The sequence below is a fragment of the Streptomyces sp. NPDC015032 genome (genome assembly GCF_043080425.1).
Lineage (GTDB): Bacteria > Actinomycetota > Actinomycetes > Streptomycetales > Streptomycetaceae > Streptomyces.
The window spans coordinates 608,719-630,019 of sequence record NZ_JBIBVN010000002.1; the positions used below are offsets into that span (position 1 = coordinate 608,719).

Sequence of the window (21,301 nt, forward strand, 5' to 3'; positions counted from 1 at the left end):
GTGGACATATCCAGGAAGCGAGCGGGCACGCGGACAGGTACGGACGCGGGTGCGGGTGCGGACGACGGCCCCGACGCACCGGCCACGCCCGGCATCGGCGGCACCGGGCTGACCGGCCTGACCGAACGCCTCGCCGCGGCGGGCGGCTCGCTGGAGGCAGGCCCGCGACCGCAGGGCGGCTTCGCACTCGCCGCGGAACTCCCGGCGGGCGGGCCGGAGGGGCCGGATATGCCGGAGTCGGAGCCGGAGTCGGAGCCGGAGTCGGAGCCGGATGCGGGTGCGGCCGCCGGTCCGGACCGGAGCCATACGCTGGGGCCGTGAACGAGACGCCACAGGATCACCGTCCGGCCAAGTCCGTGCGCGTTCTGCTCGCCGAGGATCAGGGCATGATGCGCGGTGCGCTCGCCTCGGTATTCGGGCCGACCCCTGGCCCGGTACGACTGCTTGCGAAGGGCACGGCCGGGGACGGTACGGCGACGTACGAAGGCACGGCCGGGGACGGTACGGCGACGTACGAAGGCACGCCCGGGGGCGGTCCGGCCCCGGCCGGCCGGACCGCCCTCACCGGCGCCGCAGCAACGTCACCACCGCCGCGCCGCCGAGCCCGATGTTGTGTGCCAGACCGACCCGCGCCCCCTGCACCTGCCGGCCCTGCGCCTCGCCCCTGAGCTGCCAGGTCAGTTCGGCGGCCTGGGCGATTCCGGTGGCGCCGAGCGGGTGCCCCTTGGAGATCAGCCCACCGGACGGGTTGACCACCCACCGGCCGCCGTACGTGGTGGCCCCGGACTCGACGAGCTTTCCGGACTCCCCCTCCCCGCACAGGCCGAGCGCCTCGTAGGTGAGGAGTTCGTTGATGGAGAAGCAGTCGTGCAGCTCGATGACGTCGAGGTCGCCGGCCGAGAGTCCCGAGGACTCGTACACCTGGCGGGCGGCGGCGCGCGACATCGGCTGTCCGACGGCGTCGATGCAGGTGCCGGAGGCGAAGGAGTCCTCGGTGTCGGTGGTCATGGCCTGGGCGACGATCTCGACCGCCCGGTCGCCCAGGCCGTGGCTCTCGACGAAGCGTTCCGACACGACGACCGCGGCGGCCGATCCGTCGGAGGTGGGTGAGCACTGGAGCTTGGTCAGCGGATGGTGGATGGTCTTCGCGGCGAGGATCTCCTCGGCCGTGTACGGGTCCTGGAACTGGGCGTACGGGTTGTTCACCGAGTGCCGGTGGTTCTTCGCGCCGACCGCGGCGAGCTGGGCCTCGGTGGTCCCGTACCGCTCCATGTGCTCACGGGCCGCGTTGCCGAATATCTGGGCGGTGGGCGGGCTCATCGCGAAGCCGTGGGCGGCGGCCATGATCCCGTAGTGCCGGGCCACCGGTGACGTCTTGAAGTCCGACGCACCGCCGTCGGCGCCGCCGCCGCCGAGCGCGCCGCGCGTCATCTTCTCGAAGCCGAGCGCGAGGACGCAGTCGCTGCCGCCGCCCTCGACGAACTGCCGGGCCATCATCAGCGCGGTGGAGCCGGTGGCGCAGTTGTTGTTGACGTTGTAGACGGGCACTCCGGTCAGCCCCAGGCCGTACACGGCGCGCTGACCGGCGGTGGAGGGCTGGAAGCAGTAGCCGACGACGGCCTGCTGGACCTGCTCGTATGCGACCGAGGCATCGGCGAGCGCCGCCGTCCCGGCCTCCTTCGCCATGTCCCAGTACTGCCAGTCGCGGGACTCGGGCTTCTCGAACTTCGTCATTCCCACGCCGACGATGTACGCCTTCATGAGTTTCATCGGCTTCATGGGCTTTGTGGGCTTCGTGGGCTTCATGGGCTTCGTGGGCTTCATGGGCAAGTCCCTTCGATCGCGTCAGTCGCGCGGAAGGCCGAGGATGCGCTCGGCGACGACATTGAGCTGAACCTGGGTGGTACCGCCCGCGATGGTCAGACAGCGGGACATCAGGAAGCCGTGCACGGCCCGCTCCCCCGCCCCTTCGCCGACCGCGCCGGCCGGGCCGAGGAGTTCGAGGGCCAGTTCGGCGACCTTCTGCTGGTGGGTAGTCTGGACGAGTTTGCGGACGGAGGCCCCCGCGCCGGGTTCCAGACCGGACACCTGCCGCAGGGTGGTCCGCAGTCCGATGCAGGCGAGCGCGTGGGCCTCGGCGGCGAGTGCTCCGATACGGGCCCGGTACGTGCCGTCAAGTTCGCCGGAGCGGGCGATCAACGCCTCCAGGCCGGTGTCGAAGGTCATCTGGTCGGCCATGTGGACGCGTTCGTTGCCGAGGGTGTTGCGGGCGACCCGCCAGCCGTCGTCGATCTCGCCGACGACGGCGTCGGCGGGCAGCAGGACGTCGTCGAAGTACACCTCGTTGAAGAGGGAGTCGCCGGTGATCTCCTTCAGCGGGCGGATGTCGATGCCCTCGGTGTTCTTCATGTCGACGAGGAAGTAGCTGAGCCCCCGGTGCTTGGGGGCGTCCGGGTCGGTCCTGGCCAGCAGGATTCCGTGGTCGGCCCATTGGGCGGCGCTCGTCCACACCTTCTGTCCGTTGATCCGCCAGCCCTCGTCGGTCCTCTCCGCCCTCGTCCGCAGCGAGGCGAGGTCGGAGCCCGCGCCGGGCTCCGAGAACAGCTGGCACCACAGGAGTTCGCCGCGCAGGGTGGGCAGCAAATAGCGCTCCTGCTGCTGTGCCGTCCCATGGGCGATGAGCGAGGGCACCACCCAGGTGGCGATCCCGAGGTCGCTCAGCTTCACCCGCTGTTCCCTCAACTCCTGCTGTATCGCGAGTTGTTGAACCGGTCCGGCACCCAGCCCACAGGGTGCGGGGAGATGCGGGGCGGCGTAGCCGGTCGGCGCGAGCGCGCGGCGGGCGGCCTTCGGATCGAGGCCGCGGGCGGCGGCGACGGCTTCGCGCGCCTCGGCCCGGTACGCCGCGGCCGCGGCCGGGAGTTCGAGGGCGAGTTCGCGGCGCGCCCCGCTCTCGGCCAGCCGGACGGCCCGCAGCCGGTGGGCGTCACCGGCCCCCAGCAACTGCCGGGCCACCAGGGCGCGGCGCAGATACAGGTGGGCGTCGTGCTCCCAGGTGAAGCCGATGCCGCCGAGGATCTGGACACAGTCCTTGGCGCAGCCGTACGCGGCGTCGAGGGCGTCCGACGCAGCGAGGGCGGCGACCATGGACCGTACGTCCGGGTCCCCCTCCCCGTCGGCGGCACGGGCCGCGTCCCACACCAGCGCACAGGCCCGTTCGACCCGTACGAGCATGTCGGCGCAGAGGTGCTTGATGCCCTGGAACCGGCCGATGGGCCGGCCGAACTGCTCGCGGACCTTGGCGTATTCGGCGGCGGTGTGCAGCGCCCTGGCCGCGGTTCCGCACGCCTCGGCGGAGAGGAGGACGGCGGCGAGGTCGCGGACGTGCGCGGTGTCGATCCGGACGACGCGTTCCGCGGGGACGAGTACGCCCTCGGCGCGGATCTCCGCCGTGGGGCGGGTCGGGTCGGCGCTGCGGTGCGGGCGGACGGTCAGCCCATCGGCGGATGCGTCGACGGCGAACCAGAGGGTGCCGGTGGCCGATTCGGCGGAGAGCAGGAGGAGGTCGGCGTCGGCGCCGGAGAGAACGGGCGGGGCCGTACCGTCGAGGAGATGGCCGTCCCCGTGCTCCACGGCGGTGAGGGTGCCGGGGCCGAGGGCGACGGCACCGATGCGCGCGCCGGCCGCCAGATCGCGCACCAGCTCGCCCGCGCCCGCCGCGTACAGCAGGGCGGAGGCGAGGGAGCTCGCGAGATACGGGCCGGGGAGCGCGGCCCGGCCCGCCTCCTCCAGCACCACGGAAAGATCGAGGAGTTGGCCGCCCCCGCCCCCGTACTTCTCGGGCAGGTGGATGGAGAGGAGGCCCTGTTCGGCGAGCCCGTCCCAGTGCCCGGGGCGCACGCCGGGAGTGCCGGGGGCCTCGGCGTCGAGGAGTTTGCGTATCTCCTCCGGCGGCACGGCGCGCGCCAGCCACCCCCGTACGGCTTGCGCCAACTCCCTCTGTTCTTCGGTGATTCCGATGCCCATGCGGATCCTCGCCGGTCGCAGCCACTGGAACGGCGCCAGAGTAGAACACGTTCCATTCTGACGGAAGGTCGGATGACGACCGGATCGTCACCGGCTCCGGGCCGAGTGCGCGGTTGTGCCCCCGTTCGTACCGCGTTCACCGGAATACCGGGGACATGAGGAAGGTTTCACCCTGCACGCAATTGGCGGCCGGCGCTGCCCGCCGCCGCGCCCGCATGCCTTTTCAGATACTCGACCGACTCTCGGTCACACTGCCCGGAGGCCGCACGGATGCCACAGACGACGAACGAACAGCACATCGGGGAACTCCCCGGTCCACGGCCGCACAAGGCGGGCGGCGGGGTCGTCCCCGTACTCGCCTTCGCGGGTATCACCGTCGCGGTGATGCAGACCCTGCTCGTCCCCGTCATCAAAGACCTGCCCGCCCTTCTGCACACCGATCCGTCCAATGCCACCTGGGTGATGACCGCGACCTTGCTCGCGGGGGCCGTCGCGACCCCGATCATGGGGCGGCTCGGCGACCTCCACGGCAAGCGGAGGATGCTGCTCGCCAGTCTCGCCGTGATGGTGGCCGGTTCACTGATATGCGCCTTCACCGACGTCCTCGTGGTCATGATCGCGGGACGCGCGCTCCAGGGCTTCGCCATGGGCGCCATCCCGCTGGGCATCGGCATCATGCGCGACGAGCTGCCGCGCGAGAAGCTCGGTTCGGCGATGGCCCTGATGAGTTCCTCGATCGGGGTGGGCGGTGGACTCGCACTGCCCGCCGCCGCGCTGGTGGCCCAGCACGCCGACTGGCACACCCTGTTCTTCGGCGCAGCCGGTCTTGGCGTGCTCTCGATGGTGCTCACCGCCCTCGTCGTACCGGAGACCACGCTGCGCGCTCCCGGACGGTTCGACCTGGTCGGCGCGCTCGGCCTCTCCCTCGGCCTGGTCTGCCTACTGCTGCCCGTCACCAAGGGCAGTGACTGGGGCTGGACCTCGGGCGCCACGCTCGGCCTGATCGCCGCCGCCGTGGTGATCCTCATCCTGTGGGGCCTCTTCGAACTGCGCAGCCCGGCCCCGCTGGTCGATCTGCGGACCACGGCCCGGCGCGAGGTGCTGCTCACCAACCTCGCCTCGATCATGGTCGGGGTCGCGTTCTACGCCGTCTCACTGGTCCTGCCGCAGCTGCTCCAGCTGCCGGAGTCGACGGGTTACGGGCTCGGCCGGTCGATGGTGGTCGCCGGGCTGTGCGTGGCGCCGCTGGGTCTGACGATGATGTTCATCGCCCCGCTGTACGCCCGGCTGTCCGCCCGCCGGGGCCCCAAGGTGTCGCTGATGCTCGGCATGCTGATCATCGCGATCGGCTACGGGGCGGGGCTCGGGCTGATGAGTGCTGCCTGGCAGACCGTGATCACCGCGGTGGTGCTCGGGGCCGGCATAGGACTCGCCTACTCCTCACTGCCCGCGCTGATCACCGGGGCCGTCGATCCCTCCGAGACGGGCGCGGCCAATGGGCTGAACACCCTGATGCGGTCGATCGGGACGTCGGTGTCGAGCGCCGTGATCGGCATGGTGCTGGCCAACACCTCGGTGCGGACGGGCGGGGTGTCGCTGCCCTCGATGGAGGGGTTCCGCATCTCGTTCGGGATCGCGACGGGCGCGGTGGTGATCGGGCTGGTGCTGGCCGCGTTCCTGCCGTCGCAGCGCGACGCGATGCGCCCGGCGCTCCTGGCGAGCAGCGACGACGACGCGCCGGTCACCACACGCCCCGCGTCCCGGCCGGTCGCCGGTTCGGGCGGATTCCGCGGCCGGGTGCTGGACGCGGACGGTGCGCCGGTGGCCCGCGCCAATGTCACGCTGATCGACCACCACGGTCGGCAGGCAGGTCTCACCGTGGCGGACGAGGCCGGCCACTACATGCTGGCCGCGCCGTCCGGCGGCAGCTACGTGCTGGCCGGATCGGCCGCCGGGTACGCGCCGCGTGCCCACCCGGCGGTCTGCCCGGGCAACGGACTGCCGGTCGACGCCGACCTGGTGCTGACGGCCGGGGCCTCCCGCCTGGGTCACGCCGGGATCGCGGGCCCCGGCACCGCGCCCTGACCCGCCCCGATCCGCCCTGACCCGCTCCGATCCGCTCCGATCCACTCTGATCTGCTCTGATCTGCTCCGATCGGAACGAAGGGACTCAGCGCGCCGGAGCGTCGAACCGCGGTGTCGTCGTGAGCAGATGAGAGACGTCCGACCCCGCCAGCAGCTCCTGCGGCCGCGCGCCGCGGGTGAACAGCCGGGCGGGGTGGGCGCCCTGCACTCGGGCCTGGCGCCCGTCGACCCGCAGCCAGGATCCCTCGCGCAGGCCGAGCACCGGTACGTCGTTCTCCTCCAGGAACTCGGTGAGCCGCTCCTCGCGGGTCTCGCCCTTGTGGGTGCTCTCCGGGTCCGGGTCCAGGTAGTGCGGGTTGATCTGGAAGGGGACGAGGCCGAGCGTCTCGAAGGACGGCGGCTGCACGATGGGCATGTCGTTGGTCGTACGGAGGGTGGGCGCCGCCATGTTCGTACCCGCGCTGGCGCCCATGTACGGCAGCCCGCCGCGCACCGCTTCGGTCACGGCGTCCCGCAGACCGGTCCGGTACAGGGCGCTCAGCAGCCGGAAGGAGTTGCCACCGCCGATGAACACCGCGTCGGACGCGGCGAGTTCGGCGACGGGGTCGGCGTTCTCGTGGACTCCGCGGACGCTGATGCCGGACGGCGCGAGGGCGTCGCGGACGCGTGCGGTGTACGCGGTGTAGTCGGCGAGCGCGTACGGCACGAAGGCGAGCCGGGCGCCGGAGGGCAGGAACGCGGTGACGGTGTCGAGGGCGTGTTCCAGATAACCGCGGCCGTACTGGGTGGAGTTGGAGAGCAGCAGCAGATTCACGGGGTTCCTCTTGGTTATGTTCTGACTCTTGGTTCTGTTCTGGTTCTTGGTTCTGTTCTGGTTCTTGGTTCTGTTCTGGTTCATCGGTCGGTACGAGGGCGGCGGGCGCGGGGCTTCGGGCGCTGCGGCGGCTGGGTGAGCCGCCGCTCCAGCAGCTGGGCCGCGTGGCGCAGAGCGTCGAGCCGGTCGTGCGGCGCACCCTCGAAGAGTTCCTCGGCGCCGCCGAGGCTGAGGCTCCCGTACGGCTCGCGCCCGAGGAACACCGGTACGGCGACGGTTGCGATACCGGTGTCGTACTCGCCGACCGTCCAGGCGTACCCCTGGGCGCGGACCTTGAGGAACTCCTCCTCCAGCCGGTCCGGGTCGGTGACCGTCCGGTCGGTGAAGCGGGCCATCGGACGGCCCCGGAAGAGCCGGTGGCGCTGCTCGTCGGGCAGATACGCGTAGTACGACTTGCTGGTCGCCCCGGCGTGCGCCGGGTAGAGCTCGCCGACGAGCGGGTAGTAGCGCAGCGGCCCGGCCTCCCCCTCCTCCGCGGCGACGCACCGCATGTGGAAGCTGTCCGGCAGACAGAACAGGACGGTGTCGCCGGTGACCCGGCGCAGCTCCTCCAGGACCGGCCCGGCCAGCAGCTCCAGCGATCCGGAACGCTCCCAGAGCCTGCCCAGGCGCAGCACGGCGGGGCCGATGCGGTAGCGGCGGGTGACCGGGTCGGAGACCAGGAAGCCGCGCCCGGCGAGGGTGGCGAGCAGCCGCTGGGCCACCGAGGTGTCCCAGCCGAACTCCTCGGCGACCTCGGTGACGCCCCAGTCGGGCCGGGTCCGCTCGAAGGCGAGCAGCACGAGGAGCGCCCGGTCCACGGTTTGCAGCGCCCCGGTGGGGGTGCGCCGGTCCAGATCGAAGTCCGCCATCGTCATCTCACCATTCAGACCTGAATTGCAAATAACGGGAAACAGTTGCGTTCAACGCTATCCGATCCCGAATGTTGCCTCAGCACCCCGCCCCGCGCTTCCCCCGTCGGGCACCTCGGCCCGGGTGCCCGGACTGCGCCGCCCCGGGTGTCCGGATGAGTGAGAAAGGCCCCCCATGTTGAAGTACGTGCTGGACATCGTCGAGCTGTTGGACGATCCCCAGGTCAATGGCAAGACGGTCGCCGAGTACCTCGACTCCGTGAGCGGGAGGGAGGGTTCGTCCGCGCAGGTCACCACGGTCACCGGCGAGCAGGGCTCGACGGACTTCGTGATGGTCCGCATCCCCGGCTCCCGGGGACGTACATCCGGAGGCAGTGCCCGCACGCTGGGCGTGGTGGGCCGGCTCGGCGGCATCGGCGCCCGGCCCGAGGTGACCGGCATGGTCTCCGACGCCGACGGCGCGGTCTCCGCGATCGCCACCGCCGCCAAGCTGCTCGACATGCGCCGCCGCGGCGATGTGCTGCCCGGCGATGTGATCGTCGCCACCCATATCTGCCCGGACGCGCCGACCGAGCCGCACGACCCGGTGCCGTTCATGGGCTCGCCCGTGGACATCGCCACCATGAACCGCCACGAGGTGACCGGCGAGATGGAGGCCGTGCTCTCCATCGACACCACCAAGGGCAACCGCATCATCAACCACAAGGGCCTCGCCCTGTCGCCCACCGTCAAGGAGGGCTGGGTGCTCCGGGTCAGCGAGCAGCTCGGCGAACTGCTCGCCGTGGTGACCGGTGAGCCGTTGGTCACGTACCCGGTGACCACGCAGGACATCACCCCGTACGGTAACGGTGCACACCACATCAATTCGATCCTGCAGCCCGCCACCGCGACGGCCGCCCCGGTCGTCGGCCTGGCCATCACCTCGGCCGCCGCGGTGCCGGGCTGCGGTACGGGCGCGAGCCACGAGACGGACATCGCGTCCGCCGCCCGCTACGCCGTGGAGGTCGCCAAGGCCTACGGCAGTGGCCATCTGGACTTCCACGACGCGGTGGAGTTCGGCAACCTCGTCAACCGCTACGGGTCGCTGGCTCACCTCCAGACCCTCGGCCGTACACCCCAGGAGTCCTGATGGCAGCCGCCCCGCAGGCCGAGGCCGTGGCCCACGAGACCAAGAGCATCGGCAGCGACGACTACGCGCTATCCCGCGTCCCCCGTGACAAGCGGTTCGGTTTCTGGTCCATGCTGCTCCAGTGGCTGGCCCAGTCCGGCTCGATCTCGCAGTTCACCCTCGGTGCCACCATCGGTGTCGGCATGACCTTCGGCGACGCCTTCCTCGCCTTCACGCTCGGCGCGGTGATCCTGGAGATCGTGATCTTCGCGATCGGTCTGGCCGGGATGCGCGAGGGCCTGGCGACCCCGATGCTGACCCGCTGGGTCGGCTTCGGCCGCAACGGCTCGGCACTGGTCAGCTTCGTCATCGCGGTCAGTCTGGTCGGCTGGTTCGGCGTCCAGAACACGATCTTCGGCAACAGCGTCTCGGCGCTGGTCGGCGGCCCGTCCTGGATGTGGTGCGTGCTGGCCGGCATCGCCATCACCGCCCTGGTGATCTTCGGCTTCAGGTACATGGCCGTCTTCGCCAAGATCGTCACACCGCTCTTCTTCGCGATGGTCGCCTGGTCAATCGTCTCGACGCTGAAGGACCACTCGCTCAGCGAGCTGATCCACTCGCCGCCGCCCGGCCAGACGATCCCGCTGGCCGTCGCCGCCACCGCCATCGCGGGCGGTTACATGACCGGCGCGATCGTGTCCCCGGAGATGACCCGGTACAACCGCAAGAGCTCGCACGTCTTCCTGCAGAGCGCCTCGTCGATGATCCTCTCCGAGTACATCGTCGGCCTGACCGGTGTGCTGCTCGGCCACCTGGTGAAGAGCAACGAGGTCTCGCACATCGTGCTCTCCACCTCCGGCGCCTTCGGCGTCATCGTGGTCCTGATGTCCACCGCCAAGATCAACGACTGGAACCTGTACGGCTCCTCGCTCGGCGTCGTCAACTTCTTCCAGGTCGTCTTCGGCAAGCGGCTGCACCGCGGCGCGGTCACGATCGTCCTCGGCGTCGCGGGCACGGCCCTGTCCGCGGTCGGGATCATGACCCACTTCACCGAGTTCCTCTCCGTCCTGGGCGTCGCCATCCCGCCGATCGGCGGCATCATCGTGGCCGAGTACTGGGTCGTGAAGAAGATGCGCAAGCCCCTGGACGAGACCCGGGAGTCGGAGACCCTGCCGAACTCCTCACCGACCTGGGTACCGATGTCCATCGCCATCTGGATCGCGGCGTTCTGTGTCGGCAAGTTCTACGACGGCGGCATCCCGGCCCTGAACTCGCTGGCCACGGCCTTCATCCTGTACAGCGTCCTCGGTCTGCTGGGCTGGGTGAAGCCGTACGGCACCTCCACCCTGGACGACGAGGGCGACACCGCCGCCCCCGCCGCCCGTGCGACAACCCCTGTGGGAGCAGCATGACCACCTCCGACCCCACCGCCGCTCTCGTCCCGGCCTCCGTCGAGGCCCAGGACGAGGTCATCGAACTCTGCGCCGAACTGATCAGGTTCGACACCTCCAACCCCACCAGCGACGAACGCGCCGCCGCCGACTGGGTGGTGGGCCGCCTCTCCGAGGTGGGCATCGACTCCGAACTGGTCGAGTCCGCCCCTGGCCGCGCCAGCGTCATCGCCCGGATCGCGGGCAGCGATCCGGAGCGCGGCGCCCTGCTGGTCCACGGCCATCTGGACGTGGTCCCGGCCGACGCCTCCGAGTGGCAGGTACCGCCGTTCTCCGGCGAGATCCGCGACGGCTACCTCTGGGGCCGCGGCGCGATCGACATGAAGGACACGGTGGCCGTCATGCTGGCCACCGCCCGCCACTTCGCCCGTACCGGCACCAAGCCGTCCCGCGACCTGGTCCTCGCCTTCCTCGCCGACGAGGAGGCGGGCGGCAAGTTCGGCGCCCACTGGCTGGTCGAGCACCGCCCCGAGCTCTTCTTCGGGGTCACCGAGGCGATCGGGGAGGGCGGCGGCTTCTCCTTCGCGATCGACGGCACCCGTCGCCTCTACCCGATCGAGAACGCCCAGCGCGGCATGGCCTGGATGGAGCTCACCGCCACCGGCCGGGCCGGCCACGGCTCGTCCCCCAACGACGAGAACGCGGTCACCGACCTCGCCGAATCGCTGGCCCGCATCGGCCGCGAGACCTTCCCGATCCGTCTGATCGAACCGGTCCGCGCCCTGCTCGAAGAGGCCGCCCGCCTCTACGGCGTCGAGTTCGACGAGAACGACATCGAGGGCAGCCTGGAGCGGCTGGGCCCGGTCGCCGACTTCATGCAGGTGGTGCTCCGCAACTCCGCGAACCCCACCATGTTCCACGCGGGCTACCAGACCAACGTCATCCCCGGAAAGGCGACCGCCCGGGTGGACGGCCGCTTTCTGCCCGGCCACGAGCAGGAGCTGATCGACACGATCGACCGGCTCCTCCTCCCGTCGGTCGGCCGCGAGTGGGTCAACCACGACATCGCGATGGAGACGACGTTCGACGGCCCGCTGGTCGACGCCATGTGCGAGGCCGTACGCGCCGAGGACCCGGACGGCCACCCGGTCCCGTACTGCAACCCCGGCGGCACCGACGCCAAGGCCTTCACCCACCTCGGCATCCGCTGCTTCGGCTTCAAGGGCCTCAAGCTCCCGCACGACCTGGACTACGGCCGGCTCTTCCACGGCGTGGACGAGCGCGTCCCGCTGGAGGGCCTGCGCTTCGGCGTCCGCGTCATGACCCGACTCTGGCAGAGCTGCTGACCTCCACATCGCAGCCCTGCCAGGTGGCGCCCCGGCCCGGGCTCACCGAAGGGTGCGGCCCGCCCGTGGCCGGGCCGCACCCTCAGGGCGTAGCACCTGGTGGCACCCCATGGCACCTGACGCTACCGTGGATGCCATGACAGCGCAGCAGGAGATCACGCAACGCGACCTGCGCAACAGGTCCAAAGAAATCATGGACGCCGTCCAGGGCGGGCAGGCATTCACCGTCACCCGGGACGGACACCGCATCGGCGAGTTGGTACCGCTGCGCCGACGCAGGCGGTTCGTCCCGCGCGGCGAGTTCGCCGCCATGTCCCGCACCGCTTCCGACATCTCGTTGGACGCCTTCCGGGCGGATCAGGACACCACCGCCGAGCAGAGGCTGGACGACCCGTATGCCCGCTGAGTACGAACAGGGACTGCTCGACACCAACATCATGATTCTTCGCAGATGGGTGGATCCCGAGGAACTCCCCGCCGAAGTGGCGATCAGCGCCGTCACGCTGGCCGAGCTCTCTGCGGGCCCCCACGAAGTCCGGCGGAACGAAGAGCAGGACGACTACGACGAGTACGCCGAGCGAGCCCGTCGGCTGGACATCCTCCAGCGTGCCGAGAACGAGTTCGACCCGATCCCCTTCGATGCCGAGGCAGCCCGCATCTACGGCAGGGTCTGCGCTGCCGTGATCGGCGCCGGCCGCAAGCCGCGGCGCCGGATGGCCGACTTGATGATCGCGTCCATCGCCATCGCCGAGGAACTCCCCCTCTTCACCACGAACCCCGATGATTTCAAGGGACTGGACGATCTGCTCACGGTTGTCCCCGTGACCCGGCCGCAGGTGCTCCACGACCGGTAGGCCGCCTGAATACACCCCGACCCGGGCTCACCCCTCGTACGCCCCCGCCGACACCCGCGGCGGGGGCGTACGGCACGATGGGGCGCCGTCGAACGCGTACCCCGCAGAACCGATGCCACCAGGAGGAACCCGTGCCCGCCGAGTCCGTCGCCGAGCCGTCGCCGGAGATTGCCGGGCCGTCGCCCGAGAGTCTCGCCGCCTTCCAGGCCGCCAAGGGCTTCATGCCGGTGGTCGAGGGGCTGGCACTGTACCGGGCCGCCGTCGAGGGGGCCGCGCTGGGGCTGCCGGTCCTTGAGGTCGGGACGTACTGCGGGCGCTCCACGATCCTGCTCGCCGATGCCGCCCGGGCGGCGGGCGTGACGGCGCTCACCGTCGACCACCACCGCGGCAGCGAGGAGCAGCAGCCGGGCTGGGAGTACCACGACCCGAGCGTGGTGGATCCGGAGGTCGGCCGGATGGACACGCTGCCGACGTTCCGCCGGACCCTGCACGCGGCGGGGCTGGAGGACCACGTCGTGGCGATGGTCGGGCGGTCCCCGCAGGTCGCGGCCGTGTGGGGCGGGAAGCTGGGCCTCGTCTTCATCGACGGCGGGCACACCGATGAGCACGCGAACGGCGACTACGAGGGCTGGGCGCCGCATGTCGCCGAGGGCGGGCTGCTGGTGATCCACGACGTGTTCCCGGACCCGGCGCACGGCGGCCAGGCCCCGTACCGGATCTATCTGCGGGCGCTGGCCTCCGGCGCGTTCACCGAGGTGTCGGTCACCGAGTCGCTGCGGGTGCTGCGGCGCACGGGCACGGGTATCTGAGGCGGGGCGTCCGACCGCCCCGATAGCATCGCAGGGTGCCGTACGACGAGAGCGTTCCCCCCACACCACGCCGCCGGCCCCTGCTCGCCGCCGCCGTGCTCGCAGCCGTGACCCTGACCGCCGCGGGCTGCGGCGCGGGCGATGACGGCGGGTCGCAGGCCCTGCCCCGGCAGGGCGGCGGCGGCACCTCCGCCGCGCCGCCGTCGAAGAGCTCCCCCGGGCCGGAGAAGACGGCCTCCTCCCCCGCCCCGTCCGCGAAGCCCTCGAAGCCCACGGGCGGCCGGGCCACCGGTCCGCTGTCCGGGAAGACCGTCGTCATCGACCCCGGGCACAACCCGGACAACCATCTGCACACCCGTGAGATCAACCGCCAGGTGGACATCGGCACCACCCGCAAGGAGTGCGACACCACCGGGACATCGACCAACTCCGGTTACGCGGAAGCCCGGTTCACCCTCGACGTGTCGCACCGGATGCGCGCCCTCCTCCAGAAGCAGGGCGCGAAGGTCGTGCTGACGTACGACAACGACCGCCCGTACGGGCCCTGTATCGACGAGCGCGCCAGGACCGGCAACGAGGCCGGGGCGGATGCGGTGGTCTCGGTGCACGCGGACGGTTCCGCGGTCGGCAACCGCGGCTTCCATGTGATCCTTCCCGGACTGGTACGGGGCGGGACGGCGGACACCTCGAAGATCGTCGAGCCGTCGCGCGATCTCGGCACCCGGATCGCCGGCCTCTTCGCCCGCGATACCGGAAGTGCGCCTTCCAATTACGTCGGCGGCAATAGCGGATTGGACACCCGTAAGGATCTGGGCGGACTGAATTTGTCGACCGTGCCCAAAGTCTTCATCGAATGCGGCAATATGCGTGATCCGAAGGACGCCGCCCTGCTCACCAGCGCGGGATGGCGCCAGAAGGCGGCGCAGGGCATCGCCGATGGCATCAGCAGCTACCTGAAGGGGTAGCAGGAGGTAGTTCTGAGGCGAAATTGAGGGGAAGCGCGTCCGAGGTCCGGGCAGGGACACAACCCGCCCGGGCAGACGATAGATTCATCCGTACCATGGAGAGCCGCCCCCCAGCTTCGCGCCGCGCCCGCCGTACCCCTACAGGCGGCAGCGACGACCGCCCCGACGAGACGACCGACTAAGGACCTTCACGTGAATATCCGCTCCCTCACTCGAGGCGACGGCGTGGTGATCGGAGCAGCGGTGGTGCTGTTCATCGCCTCTTTCCTCGACCTCTCCGGCTTCGACTGCCCTGCGGGCCTCAACTGCTCCAACTACAGCGCACCGAACGCCTGGGACACCCTCGGGCTTCTCATGAGCGTCTTCCTGGCCGGAATCATCGGCGCGGCGCTCGTCGTCGTGGGCCGCGCGATGCCGAGCCGCAAGGTCGTCGGACTCGACCTCGGTCAATTCGGAACCGCCTTCTGCGTCTTCGCGCTGTGGACGGCATTCTGGACGACGATCGACTCCAGCAAAGCCGGCGCCGGAATGATCCTCGGCCTGCTCGGGTCCATCGTGCTCGCGGGCGGCGCGGTCGCCACCCCGCTGGTCCCCGCGCTCAAGGCTCCGCTGATGGGCGCCCCGCGTCCGCAGGCCGTGCAGTCGCCGTACGGCGGCCAGCAGCAGCCCGGCCAGGGCTACGGCTACCCCGGCGCCCAGCAGCAGCCGTACGGTACGCAGCCGGGTCAGCAGCAGCCGTACGGTGCGCAGCCGCAGGTCGGCCAGCCGCAGCCGCAGCAGACCCAGCCGGCCCCGGCGGCCGGTGCCCCGGCCGGTGACTTCACGCCGTTCTGGTTCGCGGTGCCGGTGGCCCGCCCGCTGTACGGGGAGGACGGTTCGCCGTCCCCGATCGCCGAACTGGCGCCCGGCACCTGGTACCTCGCGGTGGAGCAGCGTGGTTCCGCGCTCATCGCCCAGACCCAGGACGGCCGGCGCGGCGTGCTCCAGGACAGCACGGGCATCCAGCGCGGCTGAGTCCACGCCCCCGCAGAACGAACAGCGGCCCCCCGCCCCTTTCCGGGCGGGGGGCCGCTGTCGTACTCTCCGTCCGTGCGTCAGATATCTGACGCCTCGTCAGATAGGCTGGGAGGGAGCGGAATGCGGCTCGGACTCGCGCTCGGCTACTGGGGCCGCGGCCCGGACCCCGCCCACCTGGAGCTCGCCCGGGAGGCGGAGGCGCTGGGGTACGCGTCGGTGTGGACGGCGGAGGCCTGGGGGTCCGACGCCTTCACCCCGCTGACCTGGATCGCCGCGCACACCTCCCGGATCCGGCTGGGCACCGGCATCGCGCAGATGGCGGCGCGCACCCCGACCGCGACCGCGATGCACGCCCTCACCCTCGACCATCTCTCCGGCGGCCGGATGATGCTCGGCCTGGGGCTGTCCGGGCCGCAGGTGGTGGAGGGCTGGTACGGGCGGCCGTTCCCGAGGAGCCCGCTGACCGCCACCCGCGAGTACGTCGACGTCATCCGCCAAGTGCTCGGCCGCGAGGCCCCCGTGGAGCTGGCCGGGCGCTTCCACTCCCACCCGTACGACGGCCCGGACGGCACCGGTCTGGGCAAGCCGCTGAAACCGATCACCCATCCGCTGCGGGCCCGGCTGCCCGTGCTGCTCGGGGCGGAGGGGCCGAAGAACATTGCGCAGACGACACGGATCGCCGACGGCTGGCTGCCGCTGTACTGGTCGCCGCTGCGCACCGACGTGTACGAGGCGTCGCTCACGGACCTGCCCGACGGATTCATGATCGCGCCGATGGCCCGCGCCCGGGTCTGCGACGACGTCGCCGAGGGGCTGCTGCCGGTGAAGGCGATGCTCGGCTTCTACATCGGGGGCATGGGACACGCGGCCCGTAACTTCCATGCCGATCTGATGGCACGGATGGGTTTCGAGGAGGAGGCGCGGCGGATCCAGCAGCTCTTCCTCGAAGGGCGCAAGGAGGAGGCCGTGCTGGCCGTGCCGGATGCGTTCGCCGATGAGATCTCGCTCGTCGGACCCCGTCGACGCATCGCGGAACGGCTGGAGTTGTGGCGCAAGGGACCGGTGACCGATCTGCTGGTGACGGCGCCGGACCCGCACACCCTGCGGGTACTCGCGGAACTCAACTGAGGGCTGTCCCGCAATCCCTGGTGGATCAGCGCGCGGCGCCCTACAGGTTCGCCACCCGGGATGCCGGTCTGGCCGGGTCCGCCGGCCAGGCTCCGGTGGCGACCGGGGCGGGGCGTACGCGCCGTCGTGTCGCGGTGCGCTCCCAGGGCTGGGGGTCGGGGTAGGTCAGGAGTTCCAGGGTGCTGCCCCACGGGGTGCGCAGATACGCGAACCGGTTGCGCTCCCCCGCCTCGGGGCCCGGCAGCGGTTCCGCCTCGGCGAGCAGCAAGGCGCCCGCGGCGACACAGTTCCGTACGGCCGCGTCCAGATCGTCCGCGTAGAGCGCCACATGCTGCCAGCCGAAGTCGCAGGGCCGCACCGGAGGTTCCCGGCGGGGTCCCTCGAACTCGAACAGCTCGATGCCCGGACCGTCGCCGGGGAGGGCCAGCATCCGGACCGCCAGCTGCTGGGTGCCCGCCGGGACACCGAGCCGGCGCTCGACGTCCAGTCCTGCGCGCGGCCCGTCCTGGCGGCGCAGGACGTCGTACAGCACCTCGGCGCCGAACGCCCTGACGAGGAAGAGGGTCGCGGTCTCCAGATCGGGGACTGTGACCCCGATGTGGTCGATCCCTCGCACGCTTGTGGCCGTCATGGCTTCACCGCTCCCGTCCCGGGGCCGCTCCGACCGCCCCGTCCGCCCCGGAGCGGGCCCGCTCCGGGGTCGTACCCCCGCGCGACCAGGCCAGCAGCTCGCCGGCCGGCCATGTGGTGACCACGCGTTCCGCCGGGACGTGGCATTCCTCGGCGCGGGCGCAGCCGTGGATCTGCCAGTCCAGCTGTCCCGGCGCGTGTGCGTCGGTGTCGATGGCGAACAGGGTGCCCGCGTCGACGGCGCGGCGCAGCAGCCGGCGGGGCGGGTCGAGCCGTTCGGGACGGCTGTTGATCTCCACCGCCGTGCCCGCCGCCGCGCACGCGGCGAAGACCTCGTCCGCGTCGAACCGCGATTCCGGGCGGCCCCGGCCGGTGAGCAGCCGCCCGGTGCAGTGCCCGAGGACGTTCGCCCGCGGGTGGCGGACGGCCGCGAGCAGGCGCCGCGTCATCGGGGCGGGGTCCATCCGCAGTGCGGAGTGCGCGGAGACCACGACGACGTCCAGCTGTTCCAGCAGCTCCTCCTCCTGGTCGAGGGAGCCGTCGGGGAGGATGTCGCACTCGATGCCGGTGAGCAGCCGGAACGGTGCCCACTGCCTGTTGAGTCCGGCGATCACATCCAGCTGGCGGCGCAGCCGCTCCGGGGAGAGCCCGTTCGCCACGCTCAGCCGGGGTGAGTGGTCGGTGAGGACCGCCCATTCATGGCCCAGCTCCGCCGCAATGCGGCCCATCTCCTCGATCGGGCTGCCGCCGTCCGACCAGTCGGAGTGCAGATGGCAGTCGCCGCGCAGCAACGCGAGGAGGAGGCCGCCGCCCTCGGGGAGCGGGGCGGCGGCGGCCTCCTCCTCCAGCCGCTCCAGGTAGCCGGGCACTTCCCCGGCCACCGCCTCGCGGATCACCTGCCCGGTCTTCGGCCCGATGCCCTTGACCGACTCCAGTGAGCCGTCCGCCGCCCGCCGTGCGGCCTCGCCGTCCGCCATCGCCGCCACCGCGTCGGCGGCCGCGCGGAACGCCTGGACGCGGTAGGTGCCGGCCCTGCCGCGTTCCAGCAGGAAGGCGACCCGTTTCAGGGCGCGGACGGGCTCCATCGGCACCTCCACCGGGGCCGCCGGACACGACGGACTGTCCCTTCCAGCTTGGCTCAGCACAGCCCCGCCCGCACAGCGGACGCGGAGCGCACAGCGGGCGGTAGCCGGTACGCGCTCAGCCGAAGGTGGCGCGCTCCAGCCAGAGGTCCAGCAGCTCCGAGTCCCCCAGCACCTCGACGCGGCCGCTGTCCGTCGCGAGGCGCCGGTTGAAGACCAGCATGACGTCGGTGAGCGGGCCCCGCAGGGACACCGTCGCCTTCTCGTGGGCGCGCCGCCAGCTGAAGCCGTCCGCGCCGAGCTCGATCAGCCACTCGGCATCCGGCACGTCCGTGGCGTGCAGGTGGATCGAGCGTCCGGCGCCGGTCAGCCCGGCGTCCTCGTCGAAGCCGCTGGACCGTGCGAAGGCGACGATCTCCAGCCACTCATCGATGGTGTCCGCGGCCAGCTCCGGAGCCACCTCGTACCCGGCCCCCGTGGTGAGCGCCGCGTCGGCCTGGTGAACGATCGTCTCGTGCGCCATGCGACGCGCCCAGAAGCCCGTGCTGTGCTCCCATCCCCAGGTCCACACCTTCTGGCCGGGGCCGGCCGCGCGCAGGAGCCCGGCGGTCTCCGCCGCTCCGTCCGCCAGCCAGGCACCGAACACGGCGGGGTCGTCGCCCTCGGGCCCGGACTCCCCCGCCCGTTCGAACGGGACCGCTTCGGTGGCCCGGGTGCGTACGATCTCGCTCACCCAGCGGTGGGCGCCGCCGACATGGACGGCGAGATCGCGCAGGGTCCAGTCGGGGCAGGTCGGTACGGTCGCGCCGAGGTCGGCACCGTTGATCGCCGCCCTCAACGCGTCGGTGCGGCCGATGATTTCGTCACAGTAGAGGTCGTGCGGGAGTGCGCTCATGAGACGCACCCTAGTTCGTTCAACAGCCGGAACCCCAGCAGTTATCCGCCGAGTTGCGAGGTGGTGGGCACCTTGTCCGTCACCTCGGCGCCCGCGCTCCTGCCCGCGTCCTTGACGTTGTTGATCACGCTCTCGAAGGCGCCGATGTCGCTGCGGAGCGGTATGGAACCGTTCGCGGCGGAACTGGGCACGGCGGTCCTCCCTGGCCGGGCACCTCACGGCGACCTCTACGGTGAGTGACCGTTTCCGGCACCCTCCGTAAGGCTCGCCCGATGCTGGGCGGTCTGCCGCTCAGAGCCTGTCGGGTGACCTCTGACCGGGTGGCCGGGTCACCCGGCGGACTCCGGGCCGCAGCAGTCCGGTTCCAGCCCGTGCGGCAGGTACTCGCCGCTGAAGACGGCCGTGGTCGCCTCGTCGCCGCCGAGCGCGGCCACCGCGAGCAGCAGTGAACCGGCGGTCCAGGTGGTGAGCTCCTCCGGCCAGAACGCCCGGTTGCCCTCGAAGACGTACCCCGTCCAGTACATGCCGCCTTCGGCGCGCAGGTGCTGGATGGACTGGAGGATCTCCAGCGCCCGGTCGGACTCGCCCACCACCCAGAGTGCCAGGGCGAGTTCACAGCTCTCACCGCCGGTCACCCACGGGTTGGGCAGGACACAGCGCACCCCGAGGCCGGGGACCACGAAGCGGTCCCAGCCCTCCTCGATGCGCTCCTTGGCCGCCGCTCCGGTGAGCGCGCCGCCGAGGACCGGGTAGTACCAGTCCATCGAGTAGCGGCTCTTGTCGAGGAAGCGTTCCGGGTGGCTGCGGATCGCGTGGGCCAGCGCGCCGGTCGCCAACTCCCAGTCGGGCTGCGGCTCCTCGCGCCGTTCGGCGATGGCGAGTGCGCAGCGCAGCGCCTGGTGGATGGAGGAGCAGCCGGTCAGCAGGGCGTCGTCGACGGGGTTCCCGTCGGCTTCGCGCTTCCAGCCGATCTGCCCGCCGGGCTGCTGGAGCCGCAGCACGAATTCGACGGCGGCGTAGACGGTCGGCCACATCCGGTCGACGAACGCGTCGTCGCCGGTGGCGAGGTAGTGGTGCCAGACGCCGACGGCCACGTACGCGCAGAAGTTGGTTTCCAGGCTCCGGTCGGTCGGCCGTTCCGGGTCGCCGTCGTGGTACGCGGCGTACCAGGAGCCGTCCTCGTTCTGGTGCCGGGCCAGCCAGTCGTAGGCGCGTTCCGCGGCGGCGTGCTCGCCCGCCGCGTCGAGGGCCATGGCGGCCTCGGTGTGGTCCCACGGGTCGAGGTGGTGGCCGCGGAACCAGGGCAGCGCGCCGTCGTCGCACTGCGCGGCGAGGAGGGCGGCGACGGTCTCGGCGGCCTGCTCGGCGGTGAGGACTCCGGGCAGTACGAGGTGTTCGGTCCGCTCGGGAGTGGTCACGCCTCGGCCCTGGAGAGGTCCTCGGCGGCGGCCACGGGCAGGTGCGGCTTGGTCGCGTACGCCACGAAGCTCTTGCCCACGACCGGGTTGAGCAGCTGCTCGGCGACCCGGGTCGCCATCGGCTTCTTCATGATGTCCCAGACCAGCAGCTTGTGGTAGGCGCGGACCGGCAGCGCTGCGTCCTTGCCGTCGCGGCCCACGCCGAACGCGCACTTGAGCCACCAGTACGGCGCGTGCAGGGCATGGGCGTGATGGGTGCCGTACGGCTTGAGGCCGGCGCCGCGCATCTTGCCGAGCAGTTCGTCGGCCTTGTAGATGCGGATGTGGCCGCCCTCGACCTCGTGGTACGCGTCGGAGAGTGCCCAGCAGACCTTCTCGGGGCCGTAGCGCGGCACGGTGACCGCGATCCGGCCGCCGGGCCTGAGCACCCGGACCATCTCGGCGAGCACGCCCTTGTCGTCGGGGATGTGCTCCATCACCTCGGAGATGATCACGACATCGAAGGACTCGTCGGGGAACGGCAGATTGAGCGCGTCGCCCTCCATCGCGGTGGCGGTGGCGCCCTCGGGGGCCTCCCCGGCCTCCTTCATCGCCGCGAACCACTTCGCGACCTCGCGGATCTCCTCGCCGTTCCGGTCGAGGGCCACGACCTGGGCGCCGCGCCGGTAGCACTCGAAGGCGTGGCGTCCGGCGCCGCAGCCCAGATCGAGCACTCGGTCACCTGCGGCAAGCGGGAAGCGGGTGAAGTCCACGGTCAGCACGGATGCCTGCTTTCGCGGTCGAGGGGTCAGGGGGCGGGGACAGCGGGAGCGGACTGCGGGG

The 21,301-nt window shown here is 71.3% G+C and carries 21 protein-coding genes; 11 read left to right on the top strand and 10 right to left on the bottom strand.

The features are described from left to right. Complete coding sequence (locus ACF08M_RS05645) at positions 1-321, top strand: hypothetical protein (RefSeq protein ID WP_392183932.1); 321 nt, start codon at positions 1-3, stop codon at positions 319-321. 240 nt (positions 322-561) lie between these two features. Here ACF08M_RS05645 and ACF08M_RS05650 read toward each other — a convergent pair whose 3' ends face one another. Continuing rightward, on the bottom strand, positions 562-1,761 hold the full coding sequence (locus tag ACF08M_RS05650) for a lipid-transfer protein (protein ID WP_392183990.1): 1,200 nt from the start codon (positions 1,759-1,761) through the stop codon (positions 562-564). An 84-nt stretch (positions 1,762-1,845) separates the two neighbouring features. Beyond that, positions 1,846-4,026 (bottom strand): acyl-CoA dehydrogenase, encoded by a 2,181-nt coding sequence (locus ACF08M_RS05655; protein ID WP_392183933.1) that lies wholly within the window; start codon positions 4,024-4,026, stop codon positions 1,846-1,848. A gap of 270 nt (positions 4,027-4,296) precedes the next feature. Between ACF08M_RS05655 and ACF08M_RS05660 the strand changes: the two genes are divergently transcribed. Continuing rightward, positions 4,297-6,111: an MFS transporter gene (locus ACF08M_RS05660; RefSeq protein WP_392183934.1), complete on the top strand. Its 1,815-nt coding sequence runs from the start codon at positions 4,297-4,299 to the stop codon at positions 6,109-6,111. Positions 6,112-6,196: 85 nt separating this feature from the next. On the opposite strand, the gene pepE is transcribed toward ACF08M_RS05660, so the two are convergent. Together pepE and ACF08M_RS05670 are read right to left on the bottom strand one after the other, a co-directional pair. Then, the gene (pepE, locus tag ACF08M_RS05665) at positions 6,197-6,925 is read right to left on the bottom strand and encodes a dipeptidase PepE (RefSeq protein WP_392183935.1); all 729 of its coding nucleotides are present in this window, start codon (positions 6,923-6,925) and stop codon (positions 6,197-6,199) included. Between the two features lie 80 nt (positions 6,926-7,005). Continuing rightward, positions 7,006-7,836: an IclR family transcriptional regulator gene (locus ACF08M_RS05670; protein ID WP_392183936.1), complete on the bottom strand. Its 831-nt coding sequence runs from the start codon at positions 7,834-7,836 to the stop codon at positions 7,006-7,008. A gap of 175 nt (positions 7,837-8,011) precedes the next feature. Between ACF08M_RS05670 and ACF08M_RS05675 the strand changes: the two genes are divergently transcribed. The 9 genes from ACF08M_RS05675 to ACF08M_RS05715 all read left to right on the top strand — a co-directional run bounded on the left by ACF08M_RS05675 (position 8,012) and on the right by ACF08M_RS05715 (position 16,454). Beyond that, positions 8,012-8,965, top strand: a complete 954-nt coding sequence (locus ACF08M_RS05675; RefSeq protein ID WP_392183937.1) for a DUF1177 domain-containing protein — start codon at positions 8,012-8,014, stop codon at positions 8,963-8,965. Next, entirely contained in the window at positions 8,965-10,356 is a 1,392-nt protein-coding gene (locus ACF08M_RS05680) for a cytosine permease (RefSeq protein ID WP_392183938.1), read from the top strand. The genes ACF08M_RS05675 and ACF08M_RS05680 overlap by 1 nt, the downstream gene beginning before the upstream one ends. Then, complete coding sequence (locus tag ACF08M_RS05685; RefSeq protein WP_392183939.1) at positions 10,353-11,681, top strand: M20/M25/M40 family metallo-hydrolase; 1,329 nt, start codon at positions 10,353-10,355, stop codon at positions 11,679-11,681. Before ACF08M_RS05680 ends, ACF08M_RS05685 begins: the two co-directional genes overlap by 4 nt. A gap of 136 nt (positions 11,682-11,817) precedes the next feature. After that, the gene (locus ACF08M_RS05690) at positions 11,818-12,087 is read left to right on the top strand and encodes a type II toxin-antitoxin system prevent-host-death family antitoxin (RefSeq protein WP_392183940.1); all 270 of its coding nucleotides are present in this window, start codon (positions 11,818-11,820) and stop codon (positions 12,085-12,087) included. Then, positions 12,077-12,535, top strand: coding sequence for a type II toxin-antitoxin system VapC family toxin (locus ACF08M_RS05695; protein ID WP_392183941.1), 459 nt, complete (start codon positions 12,077-12,079; stop codon positions 12,533-12,535). Before ACF08M_RS05690 ends, ACF08M_RS05695 begins: the two co-directional genes overlap by 11 nt. 221 nt (positions 12,536-12,756) lie before the next feature. Beyond that, positions 12,757-13,344, top strand: a complete 588-nt coding sequence (locus ACF08M_RS05700; RefSeq protein ID WP_392183991.1) for a class I SAM-dependent methyltransferase — start codon at positions 12,757-12,759, stop codon at positions 13,342-13,344. Between the two features lie 35 nt (positions 13,345-13,379). Continuing rightward, the gene (locus ACF08M_RS05705; RefSeq protein ID WP_392183942.1) at positions 13,380-14,309 is read left to right on the top strand and encodes an N-acetylmuramoyl-L-alanine amidase; all 930 of its coding nucleotides are present in this window, start codon (positions 13,380-13,382) and stop codon (positions 14,307-14,309) included. Positions 14,310-14,501: 192 nt separating this feature from the next. Beyond that, entirely contained in the window at positions 14,502-15,323 is an 822-nt protein-coding gene (locus ACF08M_RS05710) for a hypothetical protein (protein ID WP_392183943.1), read from the top strand. 123 nt (positions 15,324-15,446) lie between these two features. Continuing rightward, positions 15,447-16,454, top strand: coding sequence for an LLM class F420-dependent oxidoreductase (locus ACF08M_RS05715; RefSeq protein ID WP_392183944.1), 1,008 nt, complete (start codon positions 15,447-15,449; stop codon positions 16,452-16,454). A 40-nt stretch (positions 16,455-16,494) separates the two neighbouring features. Here the strand turns inward: ACF08M_RS05715 and ACF08M_RS05720 are convergent, their stop codons facing one another. The 6 genes from ACF08M_RS05720 to ACF08M_RS05745 form a co-directional block, all read right to left on the bottom strand. Continuing rightward, positions 16,495-17,085 (bottom strand): VOC family protein, encoded by a 591-nt coding sequence (locus ACF08M_RS05720; RefSeq protein WP_392183945.1) that lies wholly within the window; start codon positions 17,083-17,085, stop codon positions 16,495-16,497. A 4-nt stretch (positions 17,086-17,089) separates the two neighbouring features. Beyond that, the gene (locus tag ACF08M_RS05725) at positions 17,090-18,169 is read right to left on the bottom strand and encodes a PHP domain-containing protein (protein WP_392183946.1); all 1,080 of its coding nucleotides are present in this window, start codon (positions 18,167-18,169) and stop codon (positions 17,090-17,092) included. A gap of 115 nt (positions 18,170-18,284) precedes the next feature. Beyond that, on the bottom strand, positions 18,285-19,061 hold the full coding sequence (locus ACF08M_RS05730; protein ID WP_392183947.1) for a maleylpyruvate isomerase family mycothiol-dependent enzyme: 777 nt from the start codon (positions 19,059-19,061) through the stop codon (positions 18,285-18,287). A 41-nt stretch (positions 19,062-19,102) separates the two neighbouring features. After that, positions 19,103-19,252: a hypothetical protein gene (locus ACF08M_RS05735; protein ID WP_392183992.1), complete on the bottom strand. Its 150-nt coding sequence runs from the start codon at positions 19,250-19,252 to the stop codon at positions 19,103-19,105. Positions 19,253-19,390: 138 nt separating this feature from the next. Continuing rightward, complete coding sequence (locus tag ACF08M_RS05740) at positions 19,391-20,479, bottom strand: prenyltransferase (RefSeq protein WP_392183948.1); 1,089 nt, start codon at positions 20,477-20,479, stop codon at positions 19,391-19,393. Beyond that, positions 20,476-21,240, bottom strand: coding sequence for a class I SAM-dependent methyltransferase (locus ACF08M_RS05745; protein WP_392183949.1), 765 nt, complete (start codon positions 21,238-21,240; stop codon positions 20,476-20,478). The genes ACF08M_RS05740 and ACF08M_RS05745 overlap by 4 nt, the downstream gene beginning before the upstream one ends. Positions 21,241-21,301 lie beyond the last annotated feature (61 nt).

Coding starts and splice junctions, on each gene's coding strand:
- ACF08M_RS05650 (WP_392183990.1), bottom strand. CDS start 1,761: ATGAAGGCGTACATCGTCGGCGTGGGAATGACGAAGTTCGAGAAGCCC.
- ACF08M_RS05655 (WP_392183933.1), bottom strand. CDS start 4,026: ATGGGCATCGGAATCACCGAAGAACAGAGGGAGTTGGCGCAAGCCGTA.
- ACF08M_RS05660 (WP_392183934.1), top strand. CDS start 4,297: ATGCCACAGACGACGAACGAACAGCACATCGGGGAACTCCCCGGTCCA.
- ACF08M_RS05670 (WP_392183936.1), bottom strand. CDS start 7,836: ATGGCGGACTTCGATCTGGACCGGCGCACCCCCACCGGGGCGCTGCAA.
- ACF08M_RS05675 (WP_392183937.1), top strand. CDS start 8,012: ATGTTGAAGTACGTGCTGGACATCGTCGAGCTGTTGGACGATCCCCAG.
- ACF08M_RS05680 (WP_392183938.1), top strand. CDS start 8,965: ATGGCAGCCGCCCCGCAGGCCGAGGCCGTGGCCCACGAGACCAAGAGC.
- ACF08M_RS05685 (WP_392183939.1), top strand. CDS start 10,353: ATGACCACCTCCGACCCCACCGCCGCTCTCGTCCCGGCCTCCGTCGAG.
- ACF08M_RS05690 (WP_392183940.1), top strand. CDS start 11,818: ATGACAGCGCAGCAGGAGATCACGCAACGCGACCTGCGCAACAGGTCC.
- ACF08M_RS05695 (WP_392183941.1), top strand. CDS start 12,077: ATGCCCGCTGAGTACGAACAGGGACTGCTCGACACCAACATCATGATT.
- ACF08M_RS05700 (WP_392183991.1), top strand. CDS start 12,757: ATGCCGGTGGTCGAGGGGCTGGCACTGTACCGGGCCGCCGTCGAGGGG.
- ACF08M_RS05715 (WP_392183944.1), top strand. CDS start 15,447: ATGCGGCTCGGACTCGCGCTCGGCTACTGGGGCCGCGGCCCGGACCCC.
- ACF08M_RS05720 (WP_392183945.1), bottom strand. CDS start 17,085: ATGACGGCCACAAGCGTGCGAGGGATCGACCACATCGGGGTCACAGTC.
- ACF08M_RS05725 (WP_392183946.1), bottom strand. CDS start 18,169: ATGGAGCCCGTCCGCGCCCTGAAACGGGTCGCCTTCCTGCTGGAACGC.
- ACF08M_RS05730 (WP_392183947.1), bottom strand. CDS start 19,061: ATGAGCGCACTCCCGCACGACCTCTACTGTGACGAAATCATCGGCCGC.